The 3,773-nt window shown below is 66.2% G+C and carries 3 protein-coding genes; all 3 read right to left on the bottom strand.

Features of this window, described 5'->3' with window-relative positions; translation table 11 throughout:
• Nucleotides 1-41 precede the first annotated feature (41 nt).
• Genes ON44_RS05035 through ON44_RS05025 form a run of 3 tightly spaced genes read right to left on the bottom strand, consistent with a single transcriptional unit; the run spans nucleotide 42 to nucleotide 3,545 of the window.
• Complete coding sequence (locus ON44_RS05035; protein ID WP_040686626.1) at nucleotides 42-2,687, bottom strand: WXG100-like domain-containing protein; 2,646 nt, start codon at nucleotides 2,685-2,687, stop codon at nucleotides 42-44.
• Between the two features lie 16 nt (nucleotides 2,688-2,703).
• Nucleotides 2,704-3,219, bottom strand: coding sequence for a YbaB/EbfC family nucleoid-associated protein (locus tag ON44_RS05030; protein WP_040686625.1), 516 nt, complete (start codon nucleotides 3,217-3,219; stop codon nucleotides 2,704-2,706).
• An 11-nt stretch (nucleotides 3,220-3,230) separates the two neighbouring features.
• Complete coding sequence (locus ON44_RS05025; protein ID WP_040686624.1) at nucleotides 3,231-3,545, bottom strand: hypothetical protein; 315 nt, start codon at nucleotides 3,543-3,545, stop codon at nucleotides 3,231-3,233.
• Nucleotides 3,546-3,773 lie beyond the last annotated feature (228 nt).

The raw sequence follows: 3,773 nt of genomic DNA, 5'->3' as shown, positions 1-3,773 counted from the left end.
GGTGCGTGGCACTTTCGCTGACAGGGGGCACGGCACCCGCACTATCGGAGCGCCCGGCGGTATCCCCATTGGGCCGCAAGGCACCGCACGTGTCCGAGGTGTGCGGCAGGGTCACTGACAGGAGGTACGGCACCGTCACTATCGGAGCGCCCGGCGGTATCCCCATTGGGTTGCACGGCACCGGCACTGTCCGGGGGTGCAGCGGTGTCGCTGTTGGGGCGGACGGTGGCATTGCCGTCGGCGTGGATCTCGGCATGGATGGGGGCGGGTGCTGCCTGTGGGCCTGCTATGGGTTCGGCGGTGAGGTGCTGAGGTGTGGATTGGGCTGCACCCGCGCGGTTTTCGGATGTGGTGCGGCGGGATTCGGATTCGGAGTACGTGTCGCCGGTGCCGGTACGGAATCGGTCCGGGGCGGGGCGGCCGTCGGTGGTGCGGGTATCGGTGGTAGATGGGGTTGTGGAACGTGGATCTGTGGTGCCAGGTTCGGCGGTCGGTTGCGGGCGGGTCTGTTCGCCGCGTGAGGTTTCGGTGTTGGAGGTTGCGCCGGGGCGCATGTCGGCGGTTGAGGTTGTGCGCGGTGTGGATGGTGTTGCGCCGGTGCGTGCGTCGGATGCGGCGTGGGTTGGTGCGGTTCCGGGATGTGTAGGAGCAGTGCCGGTTTGGAGTGGGGGCGACGCCGCGGCGACGCCTGCTTGCGCGGCCGCGTTGTCGCCGGAGACGCGCGAACCACCGGCGGTCGTGTTCGAAGTGTGTTCCGCGCCTGCAGGGGTCAGGTCGGCCCGGGTAGCGGCATCGAGGCGGCTCTGCCCCTCGCGCGCCGATGCTCCGGCGTGGTCGGCCGACCCCGTACGGTCGCCGGCACCGTTGGACTCGGCATTTGAATTCGCCTGTACCGCAGACGGATCCGAGTGATTCGCGGCTTCTCCTGCGGACCGGACGACACCGTCCGATCCGGCTCCCGCCTCCGAATTCCGCGTGCTCGACTGGTCGACTCCACCATCCGCCGTCCCATCGCCGATGCGCTGCGTGTCTGTGGAACCATCCGCGTCGGCCCGCGCAGTCGAGGAACTGTCATCCCCCGCACGCGCTGTCGCACCATCGTCACCGGCCCGCGCAGTCGCACCATCATCGCCCGCACGCGCAGTCGCACCATCATCGCCCGCATGGGCGGTCCCGCCGTCATCACCAGCACGCGCAGTCGCACCGTCGTCACCAGCATGGGCGGTCGCGCCGTCATCGCCCGCACGCGCAGTCGCACCATCATCACCAGCACGCGCAGTCGCACCGTCATCACCAGCATGGGCGGTCGCACCATCGTCACCAGCACGCGCAGTCGCACCGTCATCTCCAGCACGCGCAGTAGAACCATCGTCGGCGGCCCCCGCCTTCGACATGCTGTCATCAGCACCATGCACCTGCGCCGAATCATCGCCCGCACCATGGCTATTCGACGAACCGTCAGCTCCAACCGCCGAACCGTCGTCCACCGCATGCGCTGTCGAACCATCCGCCGTACCGTCCCCAGTGCCACGACCGGCGACAGGCTCCCCCGTATGGCCCGCATTCGGCGCACCCTCGCCGGTCTGCCCGGCTCCCGAACCGGTACCCGCACGCACGCCGCCGTCGGCACCAACCGGACCGGCATCGGGGCGAAATCCGATGCGGGACAGGTCATCCGGATTTACCGGCGACCCGTTCGGCCGGTACCAATCCGGATGCCGATTCTGATAGAACTTCTCGGCCGCCGCACGATTCGCACCGGACATCGCGCCGTTCGAGGCGCCCGCCGTCAGCATGCGCAGGTCGAATTCGGTCTTCTTCAGACCTTCGACGGCCTTGTCCCAGCCGCCTTCCGGTCCGGACTTCGCCCAGGTGAACGCGAACTGTGCGCCGACGCTTCCGCCGAATCCGGCGATGGCACCCATTGTGCCCGCCGTCGCGCCGGTGAGCAGTCCACGCAGCCAGGCCTTCATCTCGGTCTCGGCGAGCTTATGGCCGAGACGCTCGCCGATTGGGCTCGCGACACCAGCGCCAATTGCAGAACTGATCGCGGTGATGCCGACCTGCTCCCAGTTGACCTCCTTGCGATGCCCCGAATTCACCTGGTACTGCTGAATTCCCCAGTCCTGGACGGTGCCGAGGGCGGTGTCGATGGCAATGTGACGGACCAGAAAATTCGCCAGTCGACGCCCGAGGAATTTGGCCACGATCTCGACGATCCTGTCCATGATCCGCTTGGCGATTATCCGGATGGCCACCCGCGTTCCAGCAATCGCCAGCGCCTCCTCCGCGGGCGCGGTCGGCGGAAAGATCCATGCGATCGCGATCTCGGCCGCAAGCAGCGCGAGGGAGGTGATCAGCATGAGCTGGCCGTATTCGATTTCGGTGCCGACGCTGGTCGCCGAATCGGCCAGCTTCTCGAAATCGCGGGCCAGCATCTCGAGCGATTGCGGACCTTCGAGATAACTGTCGAAGTTGGCGATGATCGCCTCGATGCCGTCGCCGTCCTGATATGCCTTCAGTGACGCCGTTTTCGCATCGCGGATATCGGGCAGAATGTCGCGCAGTCCGGCGGCCGCTGCGCGCCAGTCGTCGGCCAGCCCCCACATGCCATCGGGATCGCCTGCGGGCCAGTCGGATCCGGCGACCCATTCCAGCCATTTGAGATAACCCGGTAGCTCAGCCATCTGCGCTCACCCTCGGTTACCAGCTGGAATCGGTGACTCCGCGGTCCGTGGCCGATTGACGCGAGACGACCTCGACATTGCTGAATTCCATCGGCGCGGCGTCATCGTCGAAAACCGGTTGGCGCTCTTCGGAATTCGGCGGTGCAAGCGAAACCTTCGGCGCCTTCGGCATTTCGGCGCTCAGGTCGGGCATGCCCTCGATCAGATCCGACAGTTTGGGCAGTCGCGCACGACGGTCGTGCAGGGGCGTCATCAGCTCCTGTGCCTTGCGCGTCACCTCGGCGGTCGCCTTCTGCGCCGCCTCGGTCACCGCCTTCGCGATCTCGCCGTAGCTCAATTCCTCGATGCCGGAACCGAATTTGGTTTCGATAATGGTGCCATCGGCATTCACGGTGACCGTGATCCGCTTGCGCACGGTAGCGCTCGCGGTCAGTTCGGCACGCTGCTGCTGCACCTGCGCGATCGCCCGAAACTGTTGCTGGACTTCATCGAGCACCGCCGCCATCTCGGCCTTGGCGAATTCGTTCGTCATGGGCGACCAACTCACCGGAAGCCGTCGCCGTTGGACTGGTCCATCCGCCGCAGTTCCTTGGCGGTCTTGGTCTGACCGGTGTAGAAGTTGTCGAAATTCGTCGCCGTGGTCGTGATATTCCCGGTCATCTGCTCGCGCGCGACCTTGTATCCGTCGGGGCCCTCGGCGAACTGGCGCCCCAGCTTGTCGTTCCCCCACGGCGCACCGCGTCCGGCGAGCGCAGCATCCAACGTGCTCAGCACGCCGTTGACCCGATCCCGAACGGCGCTGGTCCGCTCCGCGGCCTTCTCGAACAGATCCGCGTCGTGCCTCAGCTTGTCCGACATCGCGTACTCCTCGAGCTCCAGCGGTTACCCGCACCCATCACCATCGGATCCTCTGATTCGACGATGACAGCGCTTGGCGACTCACCAGTAGCTCGAACATGAACGGCAAGTGCCGCGCCAGTTACAGCGCACACCGACCGCGGTTCGCTACGCGATCGTTCACTTCGGCTTGCGGAACCTGCCCACGATGCCGTCGACAATGCGCAGCACACCGCGCACCGCCATCGG

The organism is Nocardia vinacea NBRC 16497 (genome assembly GCF_000308835.1).
In the GTDB taxonomy this organism is placed as follows: domain Bacteria; phylum Actinomycetota; class Actinomycetes; order Mycobacteriales; family Mycobacteriaceae; genus Nocardia; species Nocardia vinacea.
The sequence above is the reverse complement of the archived record's forward strand: the minus strand, read 5'-3'. Positions and strand labels throughout refer to the sequence as shown.

Excerpts from the sequence above, each read along its gene's own strand:
- ON44_RS05035 (WP_040686626.1), bottom strand. The coding sequence starts at position 2,687 with ATGGCTGAGCTACCGGGTTATCTCAAATGGCTGGAATGGGTCGCCGGA.
- ON44_RS05030 (WP_040686625.1), bottom strand. The coding sequence starts at position 3,219 with ATGACGAACGAATTCGCCAAGGCCGAGATGGCGGCGGTGCTCGATGAA.
- ON44_RS05025 (WP_040686624.1), bottom strand. The coding sequence starts at position 3,545 with ATGTCGGACAAGCTGAGGCACGACGCGGATCTGTTCGAGAAGGCCGCG.